The following is a 25,799-nucleotide window of genomic DNA, read 5'->3' as shown; positions in this document are numbered from 1 at the left end:
ATCAACCTCCGGTCTCTGGACGCACAGTGGATCAGATCGATCAGCAGGTCGATCCAGGCCTCGCGGTCCGCGCCGGGTTCGCCGTCCGGCCGCGTACGGGTCAGGTGGGCGGCGAAGTCCGCGCTGAGACCGGCCAGGGCGGGGGAGCGGGACGGGTGCGCGTCCAGATACTCCGCCGCGAACCCGTCGAAGATCTCCCGGCCGAGCAGGTGCACCGAACCCGGGTGGAGGCTGCGCATGCACTCCAGCAGCCGCAGCCGGTAGCCGCGTTGGTGGACGAGCAGCCGGTCGCGCGCGGACAGCCGGCTGGATGCGGTGATCGTGTGCCCGGGGTCCTCGCCCGTCGGGTGCAGGATCACCGACTGCATCCAGTGCTGTACGGCCGCCAGCGAGGAGGCGTCAGGCACGGGCGCCGCCCGTCAGGGCTGCGGCCGACTCCCGTGCCCGGTCGAGTTCGGCGAGCAACTCGGGGAAGGGCGGCAGCTTGTCGTCCCGTTCCAGCAGCGTGGACACGCCGCCGGTCAGCTCGGTCGCCAGCCGGTACAGCTCCCACACCGGCTCGGCCACGGGCGCGTCGTGGGTGTCGACGATGTGCGTGCCGTAGTGGGTGTGGCCGGCGAGGTGTATCTGGACCACGCGGTCGTGCGGTATCTCCCGCAGATAGCGCACCGGGTCGAAGTCGTGGTTGAAGGCCGAGACGTGGACGTTGTTCACGTCGAGGAGCAGCCCGCAGTCCGCCTCCTCCGCCAGCCGTCCCACGAACTCCCATTCGGGGAGCGTGGAGTCGCAGAACTCCACATAGCTGCTCGGGTTCTCCAGCACCAGCGGCCGCTCCATCACGTCCTGGACGACGCGCACGCGCCGGACGACGTGGCGCAGGGTCTCCTCGGTGAACGGCAGCGGCAGCAGGTCGTGGGTGTTGACGCCCAGTACGCCCGTCCAGCACACGTGGTCCGAGACCCAGGGCGCCCGTACCTCGTCGGCGAGCCGTTTCAGGCTGTGCAGGTAGTCGAGGTCCAGCGGGTCCGTGCTGCCGATGGACAGCGACACCCCGTGCAGGACGACCGGACAGCGATCGGCGATCTCGGCGAGGGCCTGTCGCCTGCCGCCGTGCGTGCCGAGGAAGTTCTCCGAGATGATCTCGAAGAAGCCGACGGGCGGCCGGTGCCGGCGGATGTACGGAAGGTGCGGCGTCCGCAGCCCGACCCCGAAGCCGAGGTGCGGCAGGCCCAGCCGTGCCTCGCTCACTGCGGCTGCGGCATGTAGTCGTAGTGCGGCATCCGGTCGTCCTTGATGCCCTCGCCCGGGGACGGGCCGAAGGCCTTGCCCGCCGCGTACATCCGGGCCTCGAAGAGGCGGCGGGCCTGCTTCCAGACGCTCTTGCCCTTCAGCGGGCCGGCCGAGAAGACGCGGCTCTCGTTGATCGGGCTGGCGCAGCTGCCGTTGTAGCGGCAGTCCTGCTCGCCCGGGTGGAACTGCTCGTAGTCCGTACCCGCGTAGCCGCAGCCGCCCTGGCCCCGGCAGGAGCCCTCGCCGTGGCAGACGTGGGAGACGGTCGCGCAGGAGCCCATGCCCGCCATGGGGGCCGTTCCCGGGGCGTCGAGTCCCGCGCACGAGTTGAGCCCCATGCAGACGTGCAGCTCCCGGGGCACCTCCTGGGGGAGCGGCGGGTCCGTCTCCGGTCCGCGGGCGGCGGGGGTGGAACGCTTGGCCATGGCGATCGGTCGTCCTCTCGGTTCGGTGATCTCGGTGATCTGGACGAAATCGATGAACTCGGTGATCGAACGCCACACCCTGACAGGAGAGTTCGCGGGGGCGGCAGGGAGCGATCCGGCCATGGCGGGTCCGGGGACCGGATCCGGCCACCGCGCCGTCCTGCGCCGGCGCCTCTTCCCGGCCGGACACCCCGATCGGTAAATCCACCGGCGCCCCGGCCCCGATTGCGGGTAGACCTGTCCCTGACTGGATGTCATGTCCACTCATGGGGCATGGCGCGGACGAGAGAGGTGCTCAGCACGTGAGATCGCACACCACGGGGGACCCCGCCGGCCGGAAGCAGGCGCCGGCCGGTACGCGGGCCGGCGCGGCCGGTTCCGGGGGGTACCAGCGGGCGCTGGGCGCCCGGCAGATGCAGATGATCGCCATCGGCGGCACCATCGGCACCGGCCTCTTCCTCGGCGCGGGGACCGCGATATCCAAGGCCGGGCCGAGCCTGATCGGTTGGTACGCCGTGGCCGGCGCCGTCCTCTTCCTCGTCATGCGGGCGCTCGGCGAACTGCTCACCCACCGCCCGGTGTCCGGCAGCTTCGCCGACCACGCGCGGGAGTTCCTCGGGCCGTTCTGGGGGTACGCCACCGCCTGGACGTACTGGATCATGTGGGTCACCACGGGGATGGCCGAGATCACCGCGGCGGGGGAGTACGTCAAGTACTGGTACCCCGGCTTCGACCAGTGGAAGACCGCGCTGATCGCGCTGGTGGTGCTCGCCTGCGCCAACCTGATCTCCGTGAAGATCTTCGGTGAGCTGGAGTTCTGGTTCGCCCTCATCAAGGTCACGGCCATCATCGGCATGATCCTGATCGGCCTCGGGGTCCTCCTCATCGGCTTCGGCGACGCCGGGCACACGGCCTCCGTCAGCCATCTCTGGGCCGACGGCGGCATCGCCCCGCGCGGCGTGCGCAACTCCCTGATGACGCTGCAGATCGTGCTCTTCGCCTACCTCGGCGTCGAGCTCGTCGGCGTCACCGCGGGCGAGACCAAGGACCCGGAGAAGAACATCCCGCGCGCCATCAACAGCCTCCCGCTGCGGTTCGGTCTCTTCTACCTCGGCGCCCTGCTGGTGATCCTGTCCGTGGTGAGCTGGCAGGAGTTCCAGCCGGGGACGAGCCCGTTCGTCGCCGCCTTCCAGAAGATCGGGATTCCGGCCGCGGCCGGAATCGTCAATTTCGTGCTCCTCACGGCCGCCCTGTCCTCCTGCAACGCGGGCGGTCTGTACGCCACTGCGCGCATGCTGCGCACCGTCGGGATCAACGGGGACGGGCCCAAGGCCCTGGCCGGGCTGAGCAGACGAGGGGTGCCGGCCGTGGGCGTGGCCCTCTCGGCGGTGGTCATGGCGATCGGCGTGTGGGTCAACGCGGTCGACCCGGACCACGCCTTCGCCTACATCACCGCCGTGTCCACCGGCGGCGCCATCACCGTCTGGAGCGTCATCCTCGTGACGCACCTGCGCTACCGGCAAGCGGTACGGGCGGGCCTGGCGGCCCCGTCCTCGTACCGGATGCCGGGGGCCCCGTACACCAACTGGATCGCCCTGGCGGCCTTCGCCTTCATCACCGTGCTCATCGGCTGGGACTCCGGCACGCGGGTGGCCCTGTACGTCATCGCGGTGTGGTTCGCGGTGCTGGGGGCGGGGTATCAGCTGGTCCGCCGCGGGGTGCGGACGTAGCGGGATCTTTCTGCTGCTGCGCGTTCCGGGCGGGCGGGCTTGGCGAAGTGCGGCGCGGGGAACTGCGCGAACAGCCACGACGAGCCCGCAGTTGACGCACGGCACTTCCCGCGGAGCTTCCCGCGGAGCGCTCAGTCGCGCAGCAGCAGGAAGACGCCCGCGAGCACTCCGCCGAGGACGATCGCGGCGACTCCCCGCCACAGGCGGTGCCGGCGCAGTACGGGCAGGAAGTGGTCGACGGCGCAGCGGCCGGGGCCCGCGAGGGCCAGGCACACGGCCGCCGTGGCCAGCAGGATCTCGTACTCGACGCCCTCGGGCGCGAAGAAGCCGTCGTCCTTGACGACCAGGGCGTTGATCATGATGCCGAAGAGCCCGGCGGCGGCCAGCGGGGTGAGCAGCCCCAGCGCGACCCCGAGGCCGCCCAGGGTCTCCGTGAGCCCCGCCACCACGGCCATCGCCCTGCCCGCCGGGTATCCGATCTTGGTGAACTCGTGCCCGGTGAGGTCGAGCCCCGGGCCGCCGAACCAGCCGAACAGCTTCTGGGTGCCGTGCGCGGCCATGGTCAGCCCGGCCACGAGGCGCAGCAGCAGAAGCCCCACGTCGCAGCCGAGCGGGTCCGTGCCTCCGGACGAGGACGGGCCGTTGAGCGGGGCGCCGAACGGGTGGGAGGAGAAGGCCATGACCGGGATCCTTTTCTTGCCGTGCGATGCACCGGGATGTGCTCTCCGTGTCATCGGCGCACTCAGGGGCATCCCCGAGGGGCACTGGGCCACGCGTGTACGTTTGCAGTGCCCCCGTACCTCTGACCGGCACGGCGCGCCCCCTCCTCGCCCGACAGCCGGCCGTGCTGCCGCCCCGGTATCGCGATACCGAGACAAGGACGCCTCACCCATGCCCTACGTGCGCCACTGGTTGCGCAACTCCGTCCTGCTGTTCGTGGCCGCGATCGTGCTCGGGCTGGTCGCCGCGCACACCGGCGCCATCCAGCCCCACGACCTGAGCCTGGACCGCACGATCCAGACGAACACCAGGACCGGGTGGCTGAACCACGTGATGGAGGGCGTCAGCTACTGCGCCTCGCCGGTGGCCGGAGTGATCATCCTGGTGGTCTGGTCGGGGTGGCTGCTGGTGATCCGGCGCCGGCCCGTGCGGGCGGTGGCGACCTTCCTCGTCGTCGCGGTCGGCTGGAACAGCACGCAGGTCGCCAAGGCGATCGTCGCCCGGCAGCGGCCGCCGCGGCAGTTCTCGCTCGACCCGGAGATCGGCTCCAACAGCTTCCCCAGCGGCCACACGGCCTTCACGGTGGCGGCCGCCGTCGCCGCGTACTTCCTCTTCCGCGAGTCCCGGCACCGCCGCAAGGTCGCCGTCGTCGGTGTCTTCGCGGTGCTGCTCGTCGCCTTCTCCCGGATGTACATCGGCGCCCATTACCCGACCGACACGTTCGGTTCGGTGCTGGTGGCCGGTTCCGCCATCTTCTTCGTGACGGGCGTGTGGAACGTGTGGCTGCTGCCGCGGCTGGACCGGTTGCCGTTGCTCGCCGGCTTCGGGCTGGCTCGCGAGATGGAGGAGCTGGAGGCGCCGCGCGGGGGGCGTGGGCGGCGGGGGCCGGTGCCCTCGCCCGCCCGGTCCGGCGGGCGGCATCGTAAGCACGCGGGGCGCTGAGGAGTTCGGCCGACGGTCGTTTCCGGTTGCTCGCGCCCACGCGGCGGAGCCGCTGGGGGAGTAGCTGCCCCGCGCCCCTTACGGGCGCGGGGCTTCCTGTTTCTTGCAACGCGTTCTACCGTGTGCGCCTTCGTGGACGGGACCTTGGAGGGGCCGTGGATCTCCAGTACACCCCCGGACAGCAGGCGCTGCGGGCCGAACTGCGCGCGTACTTCGCGGAATTGGCGCCCGAGGCCGCCGCGGCCCGGCATGCCGACCTCGCCGAGCAGAAGCGCTTCTACCGTCGCACCATCCGCCGGCTCGGCGCGGACCGGCGTCTCGGGGTGGGCTGGCCCGAGGAGTACGGGGGCGGCGGGATGACCCCCATGGAACAGTTCATCTTCTTCGACGAGGCCGCGCAGGCCGGTGTGCCCCTGCCGCTCATGGCCCTCAACACCGTGGGCCCCACGCTGATGCAGTTCGGCACGGACGCGCAGAAGGCGTACTTCCTGCCCCGGATCCTCTCCGGCGAGATCGACTTCGCCATCGGCTACAGCGAGCCGGGAGCCGGCACCGACCTCGCCGCGCTGAAGACGCGGGCGGTGCGCGACGGCGACCACTACGTCGTCAACGGACAGAAGATCTGGACCACCAACGGCGACACCGCCGACTGGGTCTGGCTCGCCGTGCGCACCGACCCGGACGCCCCGCCCCACAAGGGCATCTCCATGCTCCTGGTGCCGACCACCGACCCCGGCTACTCCTGCACCCTCATTCACACCCTGGCCTCGCACGACACCACGGCCAGCTACTACGAGGACGTCCGCGTCCCGGTCGACCGCCTCGTCGGCAAGGAGAACGAGGGCTGGCGGCTGATCACCACGCAGCTCAACCACGAGCGCGTCACCCTCGCCGCCCACGGCAGCTCCGCCATCAGGATCCTGCGCGACGTGCGCGCGTGGGCCGCCGCCACCGAACTGGCCGACGGGCGCAGGGTCGTCGACCTCGGCTGGGTCCGCAGCCGGCTGGCCCGTACGCACGCCCGGCTGGAGGCGATGAAGCTGCTGAACTGGCGGATGGTGGACGCCCTGCAGCGCTCCGCGCTCACCCCGCAGGACGCCTCGGCCGTCAAGGTGTACGGGTCCGAGGCGCGCCGGGACGCGTGTGCCTGGCTGATGGAGGTCCTGGGTGCGGCCGGCCCGCTGAAGGAGGGTTCGGCCGGGGCCGTCCTGCACGGCGAGCTGGAGCGGGCCTACCGCAGCGCGGTCATCTTCACCTTCGGCGGCGGCAACAACGAGATCCAGCGGGAGATCATCTCCTGGATCGGGCTGGGGATGCCGCGGGTGCGGCGCTGACCCACGTCAGCCGACCCCCACGTCAGCCGACCCGCGTCACGCGGACCGGCGGCGGACCTGGTCCTCCTGGGCGAGCCGGCGCAGGAGTTCGAGCAGCGGGCCGGAGAGGGCGAGGACGACGACCGCCTGTTCGGCGAGGGTCGGGGAGTCCTCCAGGGCGGCCGCGCGCTCGAGGTCCAGGCGGGCGACGGAGTGTGCCAGTTCGGCGTAGCGGACGAGCCGCTCCGGCCGGTAGTCCGCGTCGAGCCGCCTGAGCTCCCGCAGGGCCGTCGTCAGCCCCTGCACGTGCGGGGAGGTGCCGGGGACCTGCCAGTCCATGGCCTCGATCAGGTGTGCCACGTCCGCCTCCGCGGCCGCTGCGGCCTCCGCCTCCTCGTCGGCGTCCCCGGCCGGGGCCTGCGCGACGGGCACCGGCAGGGCGTAGCTGATCTCCTTGAGCGTCTCGTCGGTGCTCTCGGTCTGGTCGACCGCCGTCAGCACGTCGCGGGCGGCGGCGATGGACAGGCCGCCGAGCGTGGTCAGGGCCTTGATCAGCCGCAGGCGCTGCACGTGCTCGTCCCCGTACTCGGCCAGCGTGGCGGCCGTCGCCCTGCCCGCGGGCAGCAGGCCCTCCCGGCGGAAGTACTTGATGCTGGCGACCGGTACGCCGGTTCTGCGGCTGAGCTCCGAGATCTTCATGCTTCCTCGCTGGTGGTGCGGCCGGGCGTCCGCGGTCGCGACTGGACACCCCCAGGTAGATACTGCCACTATCGAGTGCTGGATACTTTAAGTATCCAGCTACTTCCTGTCATCGAGTCGGAGCATCCATGCCTTCCCCTCAGCCCCCCTCCGTACTCCGCAGTCCGCGGCTGTGGATCGGTTCGGGCCTCATCCTGGCGATTGTCGCCGCGCTGTTCTCCCTGCTCTACGTGGGCGGCAACGTCAACCCCAAGGGCCACCTGCGTGACCTGCCCGTCGCCCTGGTCAACAGCGACAAGGGCGCCACCGTGCAGGGCAAGCGCCTCAACGCCGGAGAGCAGGTCGTCTCCGGGATCAAGAAGTCCGCGGAGGGCAACGACAGCTTCGACTGGCAGGTCCTCGACCGCGAGGAGACCGACAAGAAGCTGGGCCAGGGCAAGCTCTTCGGCGCGATCGTCGTGCCCGAGAACTTCACCGCCACGCTCGCGGGGCTGAGCAGCCCGCAGCAGACGAAGCCCGTCCGCCCGACGATCACGGTCCTCACCAACCAGTCGGCCGGCAGCTTCGGCTCCTCCATGGCGAGCACGGCGACGCAGAAGGCCGCCCACGCCGCCTCCGCCCAGCTCGGCCAGGAGCTCCTCAAGCAGGCGAAGGCCCAGGGCGCCAAGCCCACCCCGGCCGCCCAGCTGACGCTCGCCGACCCCGTGAGCGTGCAGGTCGCCGACGGCCACCCGCTCGGCACCCACAGCGCCATGGGCCTGAGCGCCTTCTACTACGCGCTGGTCCTGGTCGTCTGCGGCATGCTCGGCGCCAACGCGCTCGTCTCCCAGGTCGACACCGCGCTCGGCTACGTGCACACCGACTTCGGCCCCTTCCGCCAGCGCATGCCGCTGCGGCACACGAGCCGGGTGCGCACCCTGGCCATCGACTCCGTGCTCATGCTCGGCCTCTCCGTGGTCATGGGCTCCCTGGTCGAGCTCGCCACGGTCGGCATCCTCGGCATGGACGCCTCCCACCTCGGCCTGCTCTGGGTCTACTCCGTGGCCACCGTCGCCGTCGTCGGCATCGGCGCCCTGGCCCTGCTGCGGGCCTTCGGCACCCCCGGCATGCTGTTCTCGACGATCATCTTCGTCGCCATGGCCGTCCCGTCCTCGGGCTCGACCGTGCCGCTCCAGGCGCTGCCCGACTTCTTCCGCGTGCTCTCGGAGTTCGAGCCGCTGCGGCAGATCACCGGCGGCCTGCGCTCGATCCTCTACTACGGCGCCCAGGGCGACGCCGGCCTGACCCGTGCCTGGGCCTCCATGGGCATCGCCCTGGTCGTCGCCCTGCTGTTCGGGTTCGGCATGACCCGCTTCTACGACCGCAAGGGCCTGCACCGGGTCCCGCGTCCGGACGACGCGTCCGCGGACGCGGAGCGGGAGCCCGCGGCGGTCTGACGCAGGAGCGCATCACCGTACGGGCATAACAGTGAGGACGCCGGGGCACCAATCCCCGGCGTCCTCACTGCAGTTGCGTGCTGCAGTCGCACGGTCGACAGGAAGCCGCACCATGACGATCTACCAGCACATTCCCCACCCGCACATCGCCTCGCGCCACGCCCTCGGCCCGGTGAAGGTCGCCGACCAGCACGCCACGGGCAGTGCGGTCACCCGGTTCAACACGAAGGTCGCCATCCTCGTCACGCGCGCCGTGGGCAGCATGTGGTGCGCCTACGCGTTCGCGCTGTTCGACCTGATCAGCCTGCCCGACGCGATTCACGGCGGGGCGTCGGCGATCGTCTCCTGGGTGGCCCAGACCTTCCTGCAGCTGGTGCTGCTGTCGGTCATCATGGTCGGCCAGAACGTCCAGGCCGACGCCTCCGACAAGCGGTCGGAGGCCACGTTCCACGACGCCAGTGCGACGTTGCACGAGGTGGCCCATGTGCAGGCGCATCTTGCGGCGCAGGACGAGCTGTTGACGCGGATCGCGGAGAAGATCGGGCTGGAGCCGGTGCCGGTCATCGACATGCCGGAGGAGGGGGACGGGGAGGGCTGAGCGGCTCTTCCGGGTGCGGGCCGGCTGTGGCTTGTCGGGCAGTTCCCCGCGCCCCTATCGGGGCGCGCCCCGCTAACGGGCGAGTTTGAACGTCTTGCGGCCCTTGGTCGCGCACGACGTCTTCTCCGACTCCGTCATCTTGCGGCTCTTGACGACCACGGCGTTGCTCACGCCCTCCGTGCCGTTGGGTGCCGGGCCCGTGACGGTGTCGGGGACGTACCAGTAGTAGTGGCCCCACTTCGGGTTGTCGTAGTGCGTCTGCCAGGTGCCCGAGACGGTCTGCATCACCTGGGCACGGGAGATCCAGCCGACCTCGCCCGGCTGCACCGTCATGTTCAGCGAGCTGGACTCCGTGTGCGAACTCGACCAGGTGTGGCTGTAGTTCGCGGTCACGCTGAGGTTGATGATGTCCGCGATCTTGCCGCCCGCGGTGACGGACACCCCCACCGAGTCGGTGGAGCCCACGGTGTCGGACCAGGTCATCGACTGGGTCGCGGGAGAGGTGCTGCAGTTGTAGAGCGAGTCGGAGACCTGGCGGAAACCGCCCAGGTAGGCATTGCCGAGCACCGGGTCGTTGAAGCTGCACTTGCCCAGGCCCGAGGCGCAGTCGGCTATGAGCTCCTTGCGGGTCGGGCCGCTGTCGGCCGCCGCGGGCAGGGCCATCGCCGTCACCATGCCGAGGGCCGTCGCGCCCAGGGCCAGCGCGCGGGTACCGCGGCGCAGCGTTCTGTCGTTCACCATGTCTGTTCCTCTCGCTCCGTGCGTGGGGGGAGGGGCGGCAGGGCCGACTGATGTCAATGGGCCAGAAATCGCCGCCTGTTGCGGAAGAGACTGGTGTAAATGCTTACTCAAATATACCAAGAGTAAGTAAAGTTGTAGTTGATCGTTCAGTGAAATTGCTATGGGCGGCTCCGGGGGCGCGTGAAGTGCCGCGCGCGCCGTCGGCCTACAAGCTGCGCAGACCGGACGCCATACTGTGAAGGGGCCGGGGGCGGGATGGCGAATCTACGGGGGCGGCGGCAGGGGATGGCGGAGACCAGGCTGATCCAGGGCCGGTACCAGCTGCTCGAACTGATCGGCCGGGGCGGGATGGGCGAGGTCTGGCGTGCCCGCGACGAGTCGCTCGGGCGGCATGTGGCCGTCAAGTGCCTGAAGCCGATGGGTCCGCAGCACGAGCAGTCCTACCTGCGGGTGCTGCGCGAGCGGTTCCGCCGCGAGGCCCGCGTCGCCGCCTCCCTGCAGCACCGCGGCATCACCGTCGTGCACGACTTCGGCGAGTCCGACGGCGTGCTGTACCTGGTCATGGAGCTCCTCGACGGGCGCAACCTCAGCCAGCTGCTGGAGGACAACAAGCACCACCCGCTGCCCGTGCCCGACGTCGTCGACGTCGCCGAACAGGTCGGCGCCGCCCTCGCGTACACCCACCGGCAGGGCATCGTCCACCGCGACCTCAAACCCGCCAACATCGTCCGGCTCGTCGACGGCACGGTGAAGATCTGCGACTTCGGCATCGCCCGGCTCGCCCACGACATCGGCTTCAGCACCCGCCTGACCGGCACGGGCATCGCCATGGGCACCCCCCACTACATGTCGCCCGAGCAGATCGGCGCCGGCAACGTGGACCACCGCAGCGACCTGTACTCGCTGGGCTGCGTGCTGTACGAGCTCGCCACCGGCGCCCCGCCCTTCGACATGGACGACGCCTGGGCCGTGCTCGTCGGCCACCGGGACACCGCGCCGCAGCCGCTGCGCGAACTGCGGCCCGAACTCCCCGAGCCCTTCGAGCGCGTCGTCCTCGACCTGCTCGCCAAGGACCCCGAGGGCCGGCCGCAGGACGCCGCGGACTTCCTGCGCCGCGTCCTGGCCGGCCACCCCGACCGCCCGTACCGGGACGGCACCGCCGGGCACCTGATGCTCCCCGGCCCCCGGGCCGGCCTGCGCGACCGCACCCGGCAGAACGAGCCGCCCCGGCTGCCCGGCTGGGCGCGGAACATGACCACCGGCTCCAAGGCCGCGGGCACCGGCGCCCTCCAGCCGCCGCCCCCCGACCCGGCCGACCAGCTGACCGGCGCGTGGACCCGGCCGTGGACCACCCAGAGCGGCACCGCCGGCACCGAGCGCCCGCCGCCCCCCGCCCGCCTCACCGAACTCGCCGGGCGGCACAGCGAGGGACTGCGCTTCGCCCGCCTCGGCCGCTGGTCCGAAGCGGGCGAAGTGCACCGCGGCGTCGTCGCCGAGCGCGAGCGCGCCCTCGGTCCCGAGCACCCCGACACCCTGGCCAGCCGGTACGAACTCGCCTTCGCCCTCAGCCGGCTGGGCCGGGCGGACGAGGCCATGCGCGAGTTCGCCCGCACCGCGGCCGGCCGCGAACGGGTGCTCGGCACCGACCACCCCGACACCCTGGCCGCCCGCCAGGAGACCGCGTACGTGCTCGGCCAGCTCGGCCGGCACTTCGAGGCCCACCAGGTCTACGCCGCCGTGCTCGCCGCCCGCGAACGCACCATGGGCCCCGACGACCCGGACACCCTGCGCTGCCGGCACAACCTCGCCTTCAACCTCAGCCGGCTCGGGCGCCTGGAGGACTCGTACCGCATGGCCCACGAAGTGGCCGAGGCGCGCGCCCGGGTGCTGGGCCCCGACCACCCCGACACCCTCGTCACCCGCTACGAAGTGGGCTACGCGCTCGGCCAGCTGAACCGCTGGAGCGAGGCGCTGCGCACCTACCGTGAGGTGGCCGAGGCGCGGGCCCGGGTGCTCGGGCCGCTGGAGCCCGACACCCTCGCCGCGCGCTACGAGGCCGGCATCTGCCTCGGCCGGCTCGGCCGCAGCGCGGAGGCGCTGGAGCTCTACCGCGGCCTCGTCGAGGACCGCACCCGCGCCCAGGGCCCCGCACACCCCGACACCCTGCGGGCCCGGCACGGCCTCGGCGTCAACCTCGGCCGCCTGGGCCGCTGGGAGGAGGCACTGGCCGAGGCGCGCGACGTCAGCGCCATCCGCACCCGGGTGCTGGGGGCCGACCACCCCGACACGCTCGTCAGCCGCCGCGAGGTCGCGGTCGGGCTGGGGTGGCTCAGCCGGTGGACGGACGCGCTTGCCGTGTACCGGGAGGTGGCGCAGGCGCGGCAGCGGGTGCTGGGGGCCGATCACCCCGACGCGCTCGCCAGCCGTAATGACGAGGCGCACTGTCTTGAGCAACTCGGGCGGTCCGCCGAGGCCGTTGAGCTCTACCGGCAGGTTGCGGCCCTTCGGCAGACCCGTGCTACGCGGGGGAGCCGGCACGGTTGACCGTGTGTTGTCAGGTGCGGGTGCGTCATGGCTTGTCGCGCAGTTCCCCGCGCCCCTTCCGGTTACCGCCCCCATGCGTCATCCTGCCGCCCATGCGGACCCCCCTGAGTGAGCAACTCGGTATCGAGCACGCCCTCTTCGGGTTCACCCCGTTTCCCGCCGTGGCCGCCGCCATCAGCCGGGCCGGTGGCCTCGGGGTGCTCGGGGCCGTGCGGTACAGCGAACCCGACCGGCTCGCCCGCGACCTGGACTGGATGCAGGAGCACACCGACGGCAGGCCGTTCGGGCTCGACGTCGTCATGCCCGCCCGGCAGGTCCGGGGCGTGACCGAGGCCGACATCGAGGCCATGATCCCCGCCGCGCACCGCCGGTTCGTCGAGGAGACGCTGGCCCGCCACGGCGTGCCCCAGCTGCCCGCGGGCGGGCGCTCCGGGTGGCGCATCACCGGGTGGCTGGAGGACGTCGCCCGCGCCCAGCTCGACACCGCCTTCGACTACCCCCTCGCCCTCCTCGCCAACGCCCTCGGCCCGCCGCCCCCCGACGTCATCGCCCGCGCCCACGACCACGGCATCCGCGTCGCCGCGCTCGCCGGCAGCGCCCGGCACGCGCTGCGTCACGCGGACGCGGGCGTCGACATCGTCGTCGCCCAGGGGTACGAAGCCGGCGGCCACACCGGGGAGATCGCCACCATGGTGCTCACGCCCGAGGTCGTCCGCGCCGTCGACCCGCTGCCCGTGCTCGCCGCCGGAGGCATCGGCAGCGGCGAACAGATCGCGGCCGGGCTCGCGCTCGGCGCCCAGGGCGTCTGGCTCGGCTCCGTGTGGCTCACCACCCAGGAGGCCGGACTGGGGTCCGGCGCCCTGACCGACAAGCTCCTGGCGGCGGGTTCGGGCGACACGGTGCGCTCGCGCTGTCTGACCGGCAAGCCCGCACGGCAGTTGCGCACGGCGTGGACCGACGCCTGGGACGACCCGGCGGGTCCCGGCACCCTGCCGATGCCCCTGCAGGGGCTGCTGGTTGCCGAGGCGCTCACCCGCATCCAGCAGCACGAGGCCGTGCCGCTGCTGGGCACGCCGGTCGGGCAGATCGTCGGCCGGATGGACTCCGTACGCGGAGTGCAGGACGTCGTCGACGAGTTGACGGCCGGCTTCGAGCGCGCGGTACACCGGCTCGACCGCATCGCCGGACACGCCTGAGGAGGACGACGCGCCATGACCGCAACTCCCAACGGTCCCAACGGCCTCAACGGTCCCAACGGCTTCTGGGCCCAGGCCGCCGCCGACCCCGCCCGTACCGTCCTCATCGCACCGGACGGCAAGGGGTGGAGCGCCGGCCGGCTGCACGCCGCCGCCAACCGGCTTGTGCACGGGCTGCGGGCCGCCGGGCTCCGCGAGGGCGACGCCTTCGCCACCGTGCTGCCCAACGGCGTCGGCTTCCTCACCGCCCATCTCGCCGCCACCCAGGCCGGGTTCTACCTCGTGCCCGTCAACCACCACCTGGTCGCACCCGAGATCGCCTGGATCCTCGCCGACTCCGGCGCCAAGGTCCTGATCGCCCACGAGCGCCGGTCCGCCGCCGCGGCGGCCGCCGCGGACGAGGCCGGGCTGCCGGCCGCCGCGTGCTACGCGGTCGGGGACATCGCCGGCTTCCGCCCGTACACCGCGCTGCTCGACGGACAGCCCGACACCCCGCCCGAAGGGCGCACGCTCGGCTGGGTCATGAACTACACCTCCGGCACCACCGGCCGGCCGCGCGGCATCCGCCGCCCCCTGCCCGGCAGACCGCCCGAGGAGACCCATCTGGGCGGATTCCTCGGCATCTTCGGCATCCGGCCCTTCGCCGGCAACGTCCACCTGGTGTGCTCACCGCTCTACCACACGGCCGTCCTGCAGTTCGCCGCCGCGTCCCTGCACATCGGGCACCGGCTGGTCGTGATGGACAAGTGGGCGCCGGAGGAGATGCTGCGCCTGATCGAGACCCACCGGTGCACCCACACCCACATGGTGCCCACCCAGTTCCAGCGGCTGCTGGCCCTGCCGCACGACGTCCGGGACGCGTACGACGTCTCGTCGATGCGCCATGCGATCCACGGTGCGGCCCCCTGCCCCGAGCGCGTCAAGCGGGCGATGATCGGCTGGTGGGGCGGCTGCGTCGAGGAGTACTACGCCGCCAGCGAGGGCGGCGGTGCGTTCGCCACCGCCGAGGACTGGCTGAAGAAGCCCGGCACGGTCGGCAGGGCCTGGCCCATCAGCGAGATCGCCGTCCTCGGCGACGACGGCGCACCGTTGCCCCCGGGCGAACTCGGCACGGTCTACCTGAAGATGAACACCGGGGGCTTCGCCTACCACAAGGACCGGGACAAGACCGAGCAGAACCGTATCGGCGACTTCTTCACCGTCGGCGACCTCGGCCACCTCGACGAGGACGGCTACCTCTTCCTCCGCGACCGCAAGGCCGACGTGATCATCTCGGGCGGCGTCAACATCTATCCCGCCGAGATCGAATCCGTCCTGCTCACCCACCCCGCCGTCGCCGACGCCGCGGTCTTCGGCATCCCGCACGAGGAGTGGGGCGAGGAGGTCAAGGCCGTCGTCGAACCGGCCGAGGGCCACCGCCCGGACGAGCCGCTCGCCGCCGGGATCCTCGCGCACTGCACGGACCGCCTGGCCGGCTACAAGCGCCCCAAGTCCCTCGACTTCGTCACGGAGATGCCCCGCGACCCCAACGGCAAGCTCTACAAACGGCGCTTGCGCGACCCTTACTGGAAGGGCCGCGCAAGCGCGATCTGAGTGGACGGTCCCGCGCCCCGAAGGGGCGCGGGGAACTGCGCGACCAGCCAGGGACGGCCCGCAGCCGAAGAACTACGCTTACCGCTCGCTCACCCGCACAACCCTCAGCTGCGGCGAGGCAAGAATGTCCTTCTCGCAGAACCGGCTCTTCACCATGCGCCCGGCCGAGAACAGCTCGGTCTGGTCGCTGTAGTGGGGCGAAGTGGGGTCGGACGACTGTGAGTAGGTCAGCGGCGTACGGGCCACCGGGCAGGCGCTGCCGTCCCAGCCGACCGCCTGGATGTAGCTGGAGCCGAAGTTCACGTTCCCGTAACCGCCGTGAGCGGCGTCCCAGGGGGACGAGACGATGTTCCAGGCGCCCACGTCCTCGCCGCCGCCCCCGAGCGGGATGTGCTTGCCGGTGCGCACGACGAACTGGTGCTCTCCCAGCGGTGCGTCGAGCGGGATGCCCGCCGTGCGCAGCTCGGTGACGGTGTCGGCCAGCGCGCGGCCCACGGCCGGGTCGGCGGTGTTCAGGGTGTTGGGCGTGGCCACGGGGTCGGCGGCGGAGAACGGCACCTTCCACACGGTGGCCTTCGGGTCGTTCGCCAGCTTCCGCCAGAAGCGGTCGAAGAGCAGGGCGCCCTTGCTGCCGGTCTTCACCGTACGGTCCCAGTGGGCCAGTACCCCGCAGGCGGCCGAGACGTCGACGGCCTTGCCGTCGCTGCCGGTTGCGCTGCCGCCCGGCAGGGCGGAGCAGGCCTTCGCGGCGTCGGCGGTCGCGCGGTCACCGGAGGGTGCGCGGTCCGCGAACTGCTGCTTCTGCAGGTCGTCCACGGTCAGCTTGCCGCGCTTCGCCAGGGCGGACACGTCCTCGATCGCGCCGCGGGTGCGCGCCGAGCGCTCGGTGCCGGTGTCCCCGAAGATCCGCGGGTAGCCGGTGAGCGGCCGGTCCGCGTTCGTCATCCAGGGGCTGTCGTTGGAGTTCTCGGCGTACGGGGCGTCGACCAGCGTCGGCATCGCCGACGGGCCGAAGATGCCGGGCTGTGCGGCGTCCGGGTCCTTGCCGAGCGCGCAGTCGCCGCGCGAACCGTCCAGGACGGCGAGCCCCATTGCCGGATAGTACTGCTTGCCGAGGTCCGTGGAGCAGCGCCCGGCGAGCTCGTCGGTGATGCGCGGCAGCACCTGCGACTGGGTGTAGAGACTGTGCCCGGCGGAGTCCGCGGCGATGGTGTTGACCCACGGCAGGCCCTGTGTGCGGTGCAGCGTCGCCTGGATGTCCCGGACGCTGCGGGACCTGCTCAGTCCCAGCGAGGTGTCGGTGAAGCGCAGTTGGGCGGCGTTGGGGTCGTTGAGGGCGAAGGCCGTGGTGGCGTTCCACGGCAGGCCGAACTCCCCGCCCATCTCGGTGATCACGGGCCCGTAGCGGGTCCACCACTGGCTGCGGGTGACCGGGGAGACCGTGCCGTCCTTGCCGCGCACGGGCACGGTGACCTTGCGCTCGGTCATGCGCTCGGGCTTGCCGTCCACGAGGTAGGAGTGCAGGTCGCCCGGGGCGATCCTGAGCTGGTACAGGTTCATGGGCATGCCGGTGGAGACCGTGTGGCTCCAGGCGATGCGGTCGTTGTGGCCGATCGAGACCATCGGCATGCCCAGCAGCGTGCCGCCCGCGACGTTCAGTTCGCCGGGAATGGTCAGCTGCGACTCCCAGAAGCGGCGGCCGCCCGCCCACGGGTAGTGCGGGTTGCCGAGCAGCAGGCCGCGGCCGTTGGCGGTGGTGGAGCCGGAGAAGGCGACCGCGTTGGACCCCATGTCGGCGTTCTTCCGGTCGAACAGCTTGCGGACGGCGGCCGCGGGCGCGGGCTTCGCGTCGGCCGGCGCGGCCCGGGTGATGTCCTCCGCCCAGCCGGTCTGGCCGCTCAGCATGGTGATCGCGTAGCCGCGCAGGGCCACGTCGAGGGGGGTGACCGGGGTCAGCCAGTCCGCGCCGCGGCACGCGGGATCCTTGATGTCGCCGCGGTGTTGGCGCAGCCAGGCGTTGTATCCGGCGGCCCAGCCCCGCGCCAGCTCCTTCGACTGCCGACTGGGCCCGGCCGGGGCGGGCCGGTCGAGGAGCTTCTCCACGGTCTTCGCGTTCCGGATGCCGCGGAAGAACAGATCGCTGGAGAGGTTGGACCGGGCGTTGGAGAGCGAGCGGTCGGTCGTACCGTCGGGGCCGAAGTGGCGCGAGCGGTCGCCGTGCAGCGTGACGAACCCGTCGGCGAGGGTGCAGACCTGGTCGGTGGCCTGGGCCCAGCCCTGGCCGAAGCCGAGGCTCGCGTAGTCCTTGGCGACGATGTGCGGAATGCCGTACTCGGTGTAGCGGATGACGGCCGACAGGCCGCCGCCCGACGGCCGGTCCGCCCGGTCCTGCGGGGCGGCCGAGGCGGGCAGCGCGCCGGCCGCGCCGGTCAGCAGGGCGAGAGCTCCGACTGCGAACGCTCTTAAATGGCGACGACGTTGCAACATGACCTCCTACGGGGTCACAAGACGACAACAGTCGTCTTGTATAACGCCAGTTACGGTCAACAGGGTTCCCTGAGTTGACCGTTGGCGATGTCACCGGCCAGCCCCCTTGACGCGCGTCGACCGCTGTCCCAAGATCCGGTCCATGTCCGGAGTACGCGAGAGCACCGTGGACGGCATCATCCGGCGCACCGCCCGGCGCGTACCGGGCAGAACAGCGTTGCGTTACGGCGAACGGACCTGGACCTACCGCGAGTTGGACGAGGCGGTGACCGCGGCGGCGGCCGTGCTCCTGGAACACGGGCTGCAGCCGGGCGACCGCGTCGCCGCGTACGGCCACAACTCCGACGCCTACCTGATCGGCTTCCTCGGCTGCGCCCGCGCCGGGCTGGTGCACGTACCCGTCAACCACCAGCTCACCGGCGGGGAACTGCAGTACCTCCTGGAGCAGTCGGGCAGCACGTTCGTCCTGGCCGACCCGCAGCTGGAACCCCGGCTCCCGGAGACCCCGCGGTCGCTGCCCCTGCGCGACGCCCCGGGATCCCTGCTGGACCGGCTCGACGCCGCCGCCGGCCGCCCGCTGTACGAGCTGAACGGGAACCGTCCCGAACTGGTCCAGCTCCTCTACACGTCGGGCACCACCGCCCTGCCCAAGGGCGCGATGATGACCCACCGCGCGTTCGTGCACGAGTACGTCAGCGTCATCACCGCAATGGACTTCAAGGAGACGGACCGTCCCGTCCACGCCCTGCCGCTCTACCACTCGGCGCAGATGCACGCCTTCCTGCTGCCCTACCTGGCGGTGGGCGCCGAGAACACCATCATCGACGGGCCGGACCCCGAACGGGTCATGGCACTGGTCGAGCAGGGCCGGGCCGACAGCTTCTTCGCCCCGCCGACCGTCTGGATCGCCCTGGCCCAGCACCCGCACTTCGCCGCCCGCGACCTCTCCGCCCTGCGCAAGGCCTACTACGGGGCCTCCGTCATGCCCGTCCCGGTGCTGGAGAAGCTGCGCGCCCGGCTGCCCGGCCTCGCCTTCTACAACTGCTTCGGGCAGAGCGAGATCGGCCCGCTGGCCACCGTCCTCGGCCCCGACGAGCACGAGGGACGGATGGACTCCTGCGGCCGGCCGGTGCTGTTCGTCGAGGCGAAGGTGGTGGACGAGTCGGGCGAGGAGGTCCCCGACGGCACGCCCGGCGAGGCCGTCTACCGCTCGCCGCAGCTGTGCGAGGGCTACTGGGACAAGCCGCAGGAGACCGAAGAGGCCTTCCGTGACGGCTGGTTCCGCTCCGGGGACCTGGTCGTCCGGGACGAGGACGGCTACTTCACGGTCGTCGACCGCGTGAAGGACGTCATCAACTCCGGCGGGGTGCTCATCGCCTCGCGGCAGGTCGAGGAGGTGCTGTACGGGCACCCGGACGTCGTCGAGGCGGCGGTGATCGGCCTGCCGGACGAGCGCTGGATCGAGGCCGTGACGGCCGTCGTGGTGAGGCGCGGGGATGCGAGCGAGGCCGATCTGATCGCCTACGCGCAGGAACGGACGGCCCGCTTCAAGGCCCCGAAACGGGTCCTGTTCGTGGACGAGCTGCCGCGGAACGCCAGCGGGAAGATCCTCAAGCGGGAGCTGAGGGAGCGCTTCGCAGGTCGACGATCCTCCTGAGCTTGCCCACGGACCGCTCCAGGGTCTCGGGGTCGACGATCTCGACGGACACGGACACCCCGATGCCGTCCTTGACGTGACGGGCGATCTCTGCGACCGCCGCGGTGCGTTGTGCGGCCGTCGCGTCGGGACGGGCTTCGGCGCGGACGGTCATGCGGTCCATCCGGCCCTCGCGCGTGAGGCGCAGCTGGAAGTGGGGCGAGACGCCGGGCGTGCGCAGGACGATCTCCTCGATCTGGGACGGGAAGAGGTTCACGCCCCGCAGGATGACCAGGTCGTCGCTGCGGCCGGTGAGCCGCTCCATGCGGCGGAACTCCGGATACGCGGTGCCCGGCAGCAGCCGGGTGAGGTCGCGGGTGCGGTAGCGGACGACGGGCATGGCCTCTTTGGTGAGCGAGGTGAACACCAGCTCGCCGTGGGCCCCTTCGGGGAGCGCCTCGCCCGTGACGGGGTCGACGATCTCCGGGTAGAAGTGGTCCTCCCAGATGTGCAGTCCGTCCTTGGTCCGCACGCTCTCCTGGGCCACCCCCGGGCCCATGACCTCCGACAGCCCGTAGATGTCGACGGCGTCGAGGGCGAACCGCTCCTCGATCTCCCGCCGCATCTCCTCGGTCCAGGGTTCGGCGCCGAAGATGCCGATTTCGAGCGACGTGGTGCGGGCGTCGATGCCCTGGCGCTCGAACTCGTCGAGAAGGGTGAGCATGTAGGAGGGCGTCACCATGATGATCCGCGGCCGGAGATCCTGGATCAGCCGCACCTGGCGCGAGGTCATCCCGCCGGACGCGGGAATGACGGTGCAGCCGAGGCGCTCGGCGCCGTAGTGGGCGCCGAGGCCGCCGGTGAACAGGCCGTATCCGTAGGCCACATGAATCTTGTCGCCGGGCCGCCCGCCGGCCGCCCGGATGGAGCGGGCGACGACGTCGGCCCACGTGCCGAGGTCGCGTTCGGTGTACCCGACGACGGTGGGGGCGCCGGTGGTGCCACTGGAGGCGTGGATCCGGCGGATGTCCTTCTCGGGCACGGCGAACATGCCGCAGGGGTACTGGGCGCGGAGGTCGTCCTTGGCGGTGAACGGGAAACGGGGGAGGTCGGCGGGGGTACGGCAGTCCTCGGGGCGGACGCCGGCGGCGTCGAAGGCGTGGCGGTAGAAGGGGACGTTCTCGTAGGCGCGACGGAGGCTGGAGCGCAGGCGCTCCGTCTGGAGGGTGCGGAGTTCCACGGTGCGCCTCCGGGGCTGGGCCGACCGATCGTTCGGTCAAACCAAGCAGGTGGTGGGGGCGGTCGTCAAGGTGGGGCTATGGGGCGCGGGTCACCTTGGCATGGTCGGTCACCACTCGCCGGAAGAGATCATGTCCGGTGCGTCCGGTGTGGTGCAGGGCCCAGTCCTGTGCCGTCTCTTGCCGGCCCTGGGGCCCGGACTCGGCGTCGCAGCCGGCCGCAGTGCAGAACGCTTCGAAGGTCGTTCCGCCTTCTGGTGCATGCGTGATCGTGTGCGGCACGAATCGGTAGACGGCCCGTGTGATCACTGATGCCCCTGGGTATGCCTGCGGATCTTGATGTCGCAGTCGGTCACGGTGGTGAAGTCACCCCGGGCGCGGGCGTGCAGACGGGCCGCTGCCAGTCTCAGACACTCGGCGCACCCTGCCACGGGCCTGGGTGGGTCGAGGGAGGGCATCCGCAGATGCGGAGGCGCCGACATGGTGGTCCTGCGAGTGCTCATTCCTGCTCCTCGTGTCGTCCGGATGACGACCACGCTAGGAGCGCGCAAGCTCGACTTCCCAGCGAGTTCTACGTTGTTGCACGCGACTTTTCACCGGAGGGCATCCAGTGCTGCGGTAATGGCCTCCCGCGCCGGGACCCCGTAGACGGCCAGCTTCCTCAGCTCGGTGAATGCGCTGACGTACAGCGCAACCTCACTCGGTGCTGTGACGGTGACCTGGGCCGTCAGCAGCTCGACGTGAACCCGTTCGTCATCGAAGACGTTGAAGCCTTCCAGGGTCCACATCCCTCGGTCCCGTGCCGCGAAAGGGATGACCCCGACGGAAACAGCGGGGAGCGACATGACGGACAGTAAGTGCCCCAACTGTCCTGCCATCGTCTCGGAGTCGCCGATCTGGTACCGCAGCACCGACTCCTCGATCAATAGCGTGAATCGATGCCCAGCCTCTTGGAGCACTCGCGCCCGGGCCATGCGGGCATCAACAGCCTCGGCGGTGTCGTCCGGACTGCCGTGGAATCGGCGGATGATCGACAGTAGCGCGGACGCGTACGCGGGAGTCTGGAACAAGCCCGGCACGACGTGTGATGCGTAGCCTCGGTGCAGCTTCGTACGTTCGTAGAGCGGGATGCGTGACTCTTGCAGGCGCCGGAGGCCGGTACGCTGCAGGCGCTTCCACTCCAGGTACATGGAATCGGCCGTCCGCGACGCCGCGATGATGTCTGCGGCCTGGTCGCCGGCATCGCAGGCGGTGCACCATGCACGGATGTCCGCGTCGGACGGAGGTGTACGCGCGTTCTCGATACGGGACGACTTGGACTTGTTCCACCCACACTGCGCAGCCAGCTCATGACCAGTCAGTCCGGCGTCAAGACGAACCTCGCGCAGCCTTGCGGCCACTGCCTTGCGTGCTGCTTCGACGCTCGATGACTGGTACTTGGGCATGAGCCAGCTTGTCGCAGCCGTCGTCAGGCAGAGAACGCCTCGTGCGGCGTAGCGCGCTGCCAGACGGCTTCGAACGCCTCGACACAGAGCTTGATCACTGCCGGGTCGTCGCACAGTTCGTGCCCAGCGGATGCACCGTCCCCGCTGAAGTGGCCGAAGCGGATAAGTCGGTTGTCGAGCAACCAGAAGTCCGCGCCGGGCAGTGCGAGCGTGGCGGCATCTCTCCGAGGCAGCCACCGCACGGACTCGCCGGCTGCCACGTTCAGGTGGGTTCCTGCGTGCTCGTAACGGATGTACTCGCTGACGGGCACGGAGACCACGCGAGCTCGACGCATTTCCACTCCGCGCGCCACCGTGTCGCGAACCAGGTCCAGCCACGGACGACGGCGCTCGGCAGATGCGGGAGCGATCTGTCCGCATGCTTGCCACTCCGCGAAGTCATCAACCTCTGCGGCAACGCTGTAGGCATCCCGTAGCTCCAGATGGACCGCTGACCGATGGCAGTCCTTGATCAGGTCAGCGAACGGTGGAACGCTGTTCGGCTTCATCGCAGGCCTTCCTGATGAGCGGCACCATGCGCGCGGGGATCCGGATCACTGCTTCCGTGTCGGGGATGTGCCCTACCGTACGGCACTCAGTCTTGGTCCCGCTGTCGGCCTTCCAGCCTTGGAGTACGAGGTCCGCGTTCTTGTCGTCCACCCAGACCGTGGGGCAGTCATCGCCGTTGGTGTTCGGGTCCTTGCCGAAGAACAGTAGAGCCATGATCTTGACTCCTGCCTAGCCGGTTGCGTCCAGTTGCACCGACGATGGACCCGCACGCGGTGCCGGTCAAGTTCGCGTCATGGCCAGAGAATTGACGTGTTCCGTAATCGCTCCACGCAGGGTCTGTGTGGCACGGGGATTCTTCGAACAGAAGGGCGAGGGATCGATACGGCACGCCCCGCACGAGGGACGGAATGCCTGAAGGGCTCAAGATCCGGGCAGCGTTTGTCGCAGCCAACCTGTCGCTATCCAAGGAGACTTCATGGTGCTTCCCCTCGCCGAACAGTTGCTCGGCTTCGCTCTGGGCGCTCTCGGCGGCCTACTCAGTCTTGATCTGGGTGCCATCGCAGGGATGCTCTGATCCGGAGGCAGTGGCCGGACAACGGGACGGGTGGATTCAAGCCGCCGCCACCACCGCCCGGACGGGCCCGGTGACAAGCCGGGCCCCCTCACCCCCCGCCCACCACCCCCCGCGCCCACCGGTAATCCGCCTTCCCGCTGGGCGACCGCCGAATGCAATCGGCGAAGACCACCAGCCGCGGCACCTTGTACCCCGCCAATCGCGCCCGGCAATGCGCCTGCAAAGCTCCCCGCGTCGGCGGCGCGACCCCCGCCCGAGGCTGGACGACGGCCGCCACCCGTTCACCCCACCGTTCGTCCGGTGCCCCCGCCACCACCGCGTCGTACACGCCCGGGTGCGCCTTCAGGACCTCCTCCACCTCCTCCGGGAACACCTTCTCGCCGCCCGTGTTGATGCACTGCGACCCGCGCCCGAGCACCGTGACGACGCCCTCCGCGTCGACCGTCGCCATGTCCCCGAGCAGGACCCACCGTTCGCCCTGCTCGCAGAAGAACGTCCGGGCCGTCAGCTCGGGATCGTTGTAGTAGCCCAGCGGGACGTGTCCCCGCTGGGCTATCCGGCCCGGCTCGCCCACGGCCACCGGGCGGTGCGTCACCGGATCCACCACCGCCGTACGGTCGTTGACGCGCACCCGGAAGCCCCTCCCCGCCCCCGCGTCCTCCGTGGCCGTGCCGTTGAAGCCCGACTCGGACGAGCCGAAGTTGTTGAGCAGCAGCACCCCGGGCAGCAGAGCAGCGAACTCCTCGCGCACCGTGCGCGACAGCACCGCCCCCGAGCTGCTCACGCTGAGCAGTGACGAGCAGTCGGTGCCCCGCAGCGGGCCGGCGAGGGCGTCCACCAGGGGGCGCAGCATGGCGTCGCCCACCAGGGACACGCTGGTGACGCGCTCCTGCGCCACCGTCCGCAGGACCTCCTCCGGCGCGAACTTCCGGTGCAGCACGGTCTTCTGGCCGAAGCCGAAGGCGATGAACGCGGTGAGCGTGGACGTACCGTGCATCAGCGGCGCGGTGGGGAAGAAGACCAGGCCCTCGCCGCCCGCGGCGACCCGTTCGGCCAGTTCCTCCGGCCGGGCGACCGGTCGGCCCGTCGGTGCGCCGCCGCCGAGGCCGGAGAAGAAGAGGTCCTCCTGCCGCCACTCCACACCCTTGGGCATGCCGGTGGTGCCGCCGGTGCAGATGATGAAGCGGTCGTCGCCGGAGCGGGCAGGGAAGTCCCGTTCGGGGGAGCCGGACGCCTCGGCGTCCGTGAACGCGACCGCGTCGATGCGGGGTTCCTCCGTCGTCCCCACCCGCACCAGGTGCCTCAGCTCCGTCGTCCGCGGCAGCGCCTCCGCCACCCGCTCCGTGAACTCGGCGTCGAAGACCACCGCCACCAGGTCGGTGTCGACGTACAGGCGGGCCAGCTCGTCGGCCACGTAACGGTAGTTGACGTTGACCGGCACCGCCCGGATCTTCAGGCAGGCCAGCACGGTCTGGAGGTACTCGACGCCGTTGTAGAGGTGGAGGCCCACGTGCTCGCCCGGCGCGATGCCGCTGTCGCGAAGGTGGTGGGCCAGGCGGTTGGCCGCCGCGTCGAGCTGCGCATACGTGAGCCGACGGGCACCGCCGGGCGGGCCGAGGTGGACGAGCGCCTCCCGGGCGGGCACCGTGTCGGCGACGGACTCGAAGAGATCGGCGAGGTTGTAGTCCACGGCGGCCATTACAGCGCCGGGCCGGGGCCGCGGGAAGGGTCCGGCACCAAGAAAACTGACGGGTTGTCAGAAAACTCTTGTACCGCCCCGCACCCTCCTGCACCCTGTGCGGCATGGACGGCAACGGACACCTCACCGTGGAGCGCGTCGGTGCGACCCTCGTGCTCACCCTCGACCGGCCCGAGGCGAAGAACGCCCTCTCGCTGCCTCTGCTCGCCGGCCTGTACGACGGCTGGCTCGCCGCCGACGCCGACGACGGCATCCGCTCGATCGTCCTCACCGGCGCGGGCGGCGCCTTCTGCTCCGGCATGGACCTCAAGGCCCTGGCCCGCACGGGAGAACCCGACGGCGACGACTCCGTACGGGCCCGCTTCCGGGCGGACCCCGACCTGCACTGGAAGGCCATGCTCCGCCACCACCGGCCGCGCAAGCCCGTCATCGCCGCCGTCGAGGGCCCCTGCGTCGCCGGTGGCACCGAGATCCTCCAGGGCACCGACATCCGCATCGCCGGACAGAGCGCCGTCTTCGGCCTGTTCGAAGTCCGTCGCGGGCTCTTCCCTGTCGGCGGCTCCACCGTCCGCCTGCCCCGGCAGATCCCGCACACCCACGCCCTGGAGATGCTGCTCACCGGACGCCCCTACACGGCGGAGGAGGCGCAGCGCATCGGGCTCATCGGGCACGTCGTCGCGGATGGCACCGCGCTGAAGAAGGCCCTGGCGACCGCCGAACTGATCAATGCCAACGGTCCGTTGGCCGTCGAGGCCGTGAAGGCTTGCGCCTATGAGACCGCCGGGCTCGGCGAAGTCGAGGCCCTCGCCGTTGAGCTGGAGCGCGGCATGCCGGTTTTCGGCACTGCCGATGCCAAGGAAGGGGCGCGTGCCTTCGCCGAGAAGCGGGACGCCGTTTTCCGGCGCGCCTGAGCGGTGGTTGCTCGCGCAGTTCCTCGCGCCCCT

Annotated in this window: 24 protein-coding genes; 10 read left to right on the top strand and 14 right to left on the bottom strand. The window is 71.0% G+C overall.

Features of this window, described 5'->3' with window-relative positions:
• From ACLHRZ_RS32495 to ACLHRZ_RS32485, 3 genes are all read right to left on the bottom strand, one after another.
• Nucleotides 1-407 (bottom strand): HvfC/BufC N-terminal domain-containing protein (locus ACLHRZ_RS32495; protein WP_490422187.1); only part of this gene is annotated, 407 nt, incomplete at its 3' end.
• Nucleotides 400-1,248 (bottom strand): MNIO family bufferin maturase, encoded by an 849-nt coding sequence (bufB, locus tag ACLHRZ_RS32490; protein WP_490422186.1) that lies wholly within the window; start codon nucleotides 1,246-1,248, stop codon nucleotides 400-402. The genes bufB and ACLHRZ_RS32495, both read right to left, overlap by 8 nt.
• Nucleotides 1,245-1,793 (bottom strand): hypothetical protein, encoded by a 549-nt coding sequence (locus ACLHRZ_RS32485; RefSeq protein WP_490422185.1) that lies wholly within the window; start codon nucleotides 1,791-1,793, stop codon nucleotides 1,245-1,247. Before ACLHRZ_RS32485 ends, bufB begins: the two co-directional genes overlap by 4 nt.
• 188 nt (nucleotides 1,794-1,981) lie before the next feature.
• Here ACLHRZ_RS32485 and ACLHRZ_RS32480 point away from each other — a divergent pair, with 188 nt between their 5' ends.
• The gene (locus ACLHRZ_RS32480; RefSeq protein WP_490422184.1) at nucleotides 1,982-3,445 is read left to right on the top strand and encodes an amino acid permease; all 1,464 of its coding nucleotides are present in this window, start codon (nucleotides 1,982-1,984) and stop codon (nucleotides 3,443-3,445) included.
• A 131-nt stretch (nucleotides 3,446-3,576) separates the two neighbouring features.
• Here ACLHRZ_RS32480 and ACLHRZ_RS32475 read toward each other — a convergent pair whose 3' ends face one another.
• A complete protein-coding gene (locus ACLHRZ_RS32475; RefSeq protein WP_490422183.1) occupies nucleotides 3,577-4,125 on the bottom strand; it encodes a DoxX family protein in 549 nt (182 codons plus the stop codon).
• A gap of 211 nt (nucleotides 4,126-4,336) precedes the next feature.
• Here ACLHRZ_RS32475 and ACLHRZ_RS32470 point away from each other — a divergent pair, with 211 nt between their 5' ends.
• Nucleotides 4,337-5,107: a phosphatase PAP2 family protein gene (locus tag ACLHRZ_RS32470; protein WP_490422182.1), complete on the top strand. Its 771-nt coding sequence runs from the start codon at nucleotides 4,337-4,339 to the stop codon at nucleotides 5,105-5,107.
• A gap of 155 nt (nucleotides 5,108-5,262) precedes the next feature.
• Nucleotides 5,263-6,441: an acyl-CoA dehydrogenase family protein gene (locus tag ACLHRZ_RS32465; protein WP_490422181.1), complete on the top strand. Its 1,179-nt coding sequence runs from the start codon at nucleotides 5,263-5,265 to the stop codon at nucleotides 6,439-6,441.
• A 36-nt stretch (nucleotides 6,442-6,477) separates the two neighbouring features.
• On the opposite strand, the gene ACLHRZ_RS32460 is transcribed toward ACLHRZ_RS32465, so the two are convergent.
• Nucleotides 6,478-7,119, bottom strand: coding sequence for a MerR family transcriptional regulator (locus ACLHRZ_RS32460; RefSeq protein WP_490422180.1), 642 nt, complete (start codon nucleotides 7,117-7,119; stop codon nucleotides 6,478-6,480).
• Between the two features lie 128 nt (nucleotides 7,120-7,247).
• On the opposite strand from ACLHRZ_RS32460, the gene ACLHRZ_RS32455 reads away from it, so the two are divergent.
• On the top strand, nucleotides 7,248-8,555 hold the full coding sequence (locus ACLHRZ_RS32455; protein ID WP_490422179.1) for a YhgE/Pip domain-containing protein: 1,308 nt from the start codon (nucleotides 7,248-7,250) through the stop codon (nucleotides 8,553-8,555).
• Between the two features lie 112 nt (nucleotides 8,556-8,667).
• Nucleotides 8,668-9,153, top strand: a complete 486-nt coding sequence (locus tag ACLHRZ_RS32450) for a hypothetical protein (RefSeq protein ID WP_490422178.1) — start codon at nucleotides 8,668-8,670, stop codon at nucleotides 9,151-9,153.
• A gap of 72 nt (nucleotides 9,154-9,225) precedes the next feature.
• Here ACLHRZ_RS32450 and ACLHRZ_RS32445 read toward each other — a convergent pair whose 3' ends face one another.
• Complete coding sequence (locus ACLHRZ_RS32445) at nucleotides 9,226-9,894, bottom strand: hypothetical protein (protein WP_490422177.1); 669 nt, start codon at nucleotides 9,892-9,894, stop codon at nucleotides 9,226-9,228.
• Nucleotides 9,895-10,179: 285 nt separating this feature from the next.
• Here ACLHRZ_RS32445 and ACLHRZ_RS32440 point away from each other — a divergent pair, with 285 nt between their 5' ends.
• The 3 genes from ACLHRZ_RS32440 (at nucleotide 10,180) to ACLHRZ_RS32430 (ending at nucleotide 15,227) form a co-directional block, all read left to right on the top strand.
• A complete protein-coding gene (locus tag ACLHRZ_RS32440; protein ID WP_490422190.1) occupies nucleotides 10,180-12,438 on the top strand; it encodes a serine/threonine-protein kinase in 2,259 nt (752 codons plus the stop codon).
• Nucleotides 12,439-12,530: 92 nt separating this feature from the next.
• Nucleotides 12,531-13,634 (top strand): NAD(P)H-dependent flavin oxidoreductase, encoded by a 1,104-nt coding sequence (locus tag ACLHRZ_RS32435; protein ID WP_490422176.1) that lies wholly within the window; start codon nucleotides 12,531-12,533, stop codon nucleotides 13,632-13,634.
• Nucleotides 13,635-13,649: 15 nt separating this feature from the next.
• The gene (locus ACLHRZ_RS32430) at nucleotides 13,650-15,227 is read left to right on the top strand and encodes an acyl-CoA synthetase (RefSeq protein WP_490422175.1); all 1,578 of its coding nucleotides are present in this window, start codon (nucleotides 13,650-13,652) and stop codon (nucleotides 15,225-15,227) included.
• Nucleotides 15,228-15,305: 78 nt separating this feature from the next.
• Here ACLHRZ_RS32430 and ACLHRZ_RS32425 read toward each other — a convergent pair whose 3' ends face one another.
• Nucleotides 15,306-17,714, bottom strand: coding sequence for a penicillin acylase family protein (locus ACLHRZ_RS32425; protein WP_490422174.1), 2,409 nt, complete (start codon nucleotides 17,712-17,714; stop codon nucleotides 15,306-15,308).
• A 142-nt stretch (nucleotides 17,715-17,856) separates the two neighbouring features.
• Between ACLHRZ_RS32425 and ACLHRZ_RS32420 the strand changes: the two genes are divergently transcribed.
• A complete protein-coding gene (locus ACLHRZ_RS32420; RefSeq protein ID WP_490422173.1) occupies nucleotides 17,857-19,371 on the top strand; it encodes a fatty acyl-CoA synthetase in 1,515 nt (504 codons plus the stop codon).
• Here the strand turns inward: ACLHRZ_RS32420 and paaK are convergent.
• From paaK to ACLHRZ_RS32385, 7 genes are all read right to left on the bottom strand, one after another.
• Complete coding sequence (paaK, locus tag ACLHRZ_RS32415) at nucleotides 19,325-20,590, bottom strand: phenylacetate--CoA ligase PaaK (RefSeq protein ID WP_490422172.1); 1,266 nt, start codon at nucleotides 20,588-20,590, stop codon at nucleotides 19,325-19,327. The genes ACLHRZ_RS32420 and paaK overlap by 47 nt on opposite strands.
• A gap of 76 nt (nucleotides 20,591-20,666) precedes the next feature.
• Nucleotides 20,667-20,897 (bottom strand): DUF7848 domain-containing protein, encoded by a 231-nt coding sequence (locus ACLHRZ_RS32410; RefSeq protein WP_490422171.1) that lies wholly within the window; start codon nucleotides 20,895-20,897, stop codon nucleotides 20,667-20,669.
• Complete coding sequence (locus ACLHRZ_RS32405) at nucleotides 20,894-21,091, bottom strand: hypothetical protein (protein ID WP_490422170.1); 198 nt, start codon at nucleotides 21,089-21,091, stop codon at nucleotides 20,894-20,896. Before ACLHRZ_RS32405 ends, ACLHRZ_RS32410 begins: the two co-directional genes overlap by 4 nt.
• Nucleotides 21,092-21,181: 90 nt before the next feature.
• Complete coding sequence (locus tag ACLHRZ_RS32400; protein WP_490422169.1) at nucleotides 21,182-22,033, bottom strand: helix-turn-helix domain-containing protein; 852 nt, start codon at nucleotides 22,031-22,033, stop codon at nucleotides 21,182-21,184.
• A gap of 23 nt (nucleotides 22,034-22,056) precedes the next feature.
• Entirely contained in the window at nucleotides 22,057-22,581 is a 525-nt protein-coding gene (locus tag ACLHRZ_RS32395) for a DUF6879 family protein (RefSeq protein WP_490422168.1), read from the bottom strand.
• Nucleotides 22,550-22,795, bottom strand: coding sequence for a hypothetical protein (locus tag ACLHRZ_RS32390; RefSeq protein WP_490422167.1), 246 nt, complete (start codon nucleotides 22,793-22,795; stop codon nucleotides 22,550-22,552). The genes ACLHRZ_RS32395 and ACLHRZ_RS32390 overlap by 32 nt, the downstream gene beginning before the upstream one ends.
• 449 nt (nucleotides 22,796-23,244) lie before the next feature.
• Nucleotides 23,245-24,846: an acyl-CoA synthetase gene (locus ACLHRZ_RS32385; RefSeq protein WP_490422166.1), complete on the bottom strand. Its 1,602-nt coding sequence runs from the start codon at nucleotides 24,844-24,846 to the stop codon at nucleotides 23,245-23,247.
• 113 nt (nucleotides 24,847-24,959) lie between these two features.
• On the opposite strand from ACLHRZ_RS32385, the gene ACLHRZ_RS32380 reads away from it, so the two are divergent.
• Nucleotides 24,960-25,766, top strand: a complete 807-nt coding sequence (locus ACLHRZ_RS32380) for a crotonase/enoyl-CoA hydratase family protein (protein ID WP_490422165.1) — start codon at nucleotides 24,960-24,962, stop codon at nucleotides 25,764-25,766.
• Nucleotides 25,767-25,799: the final 33 nt, after the last annotated feature.

The sequence above is a fragment of the Streptomyces sp. AM25 genome, from assembly GCF_058146165.1.
This window is presented reverse-complemented; position numbering and strand designations above follow the sequence as displayed.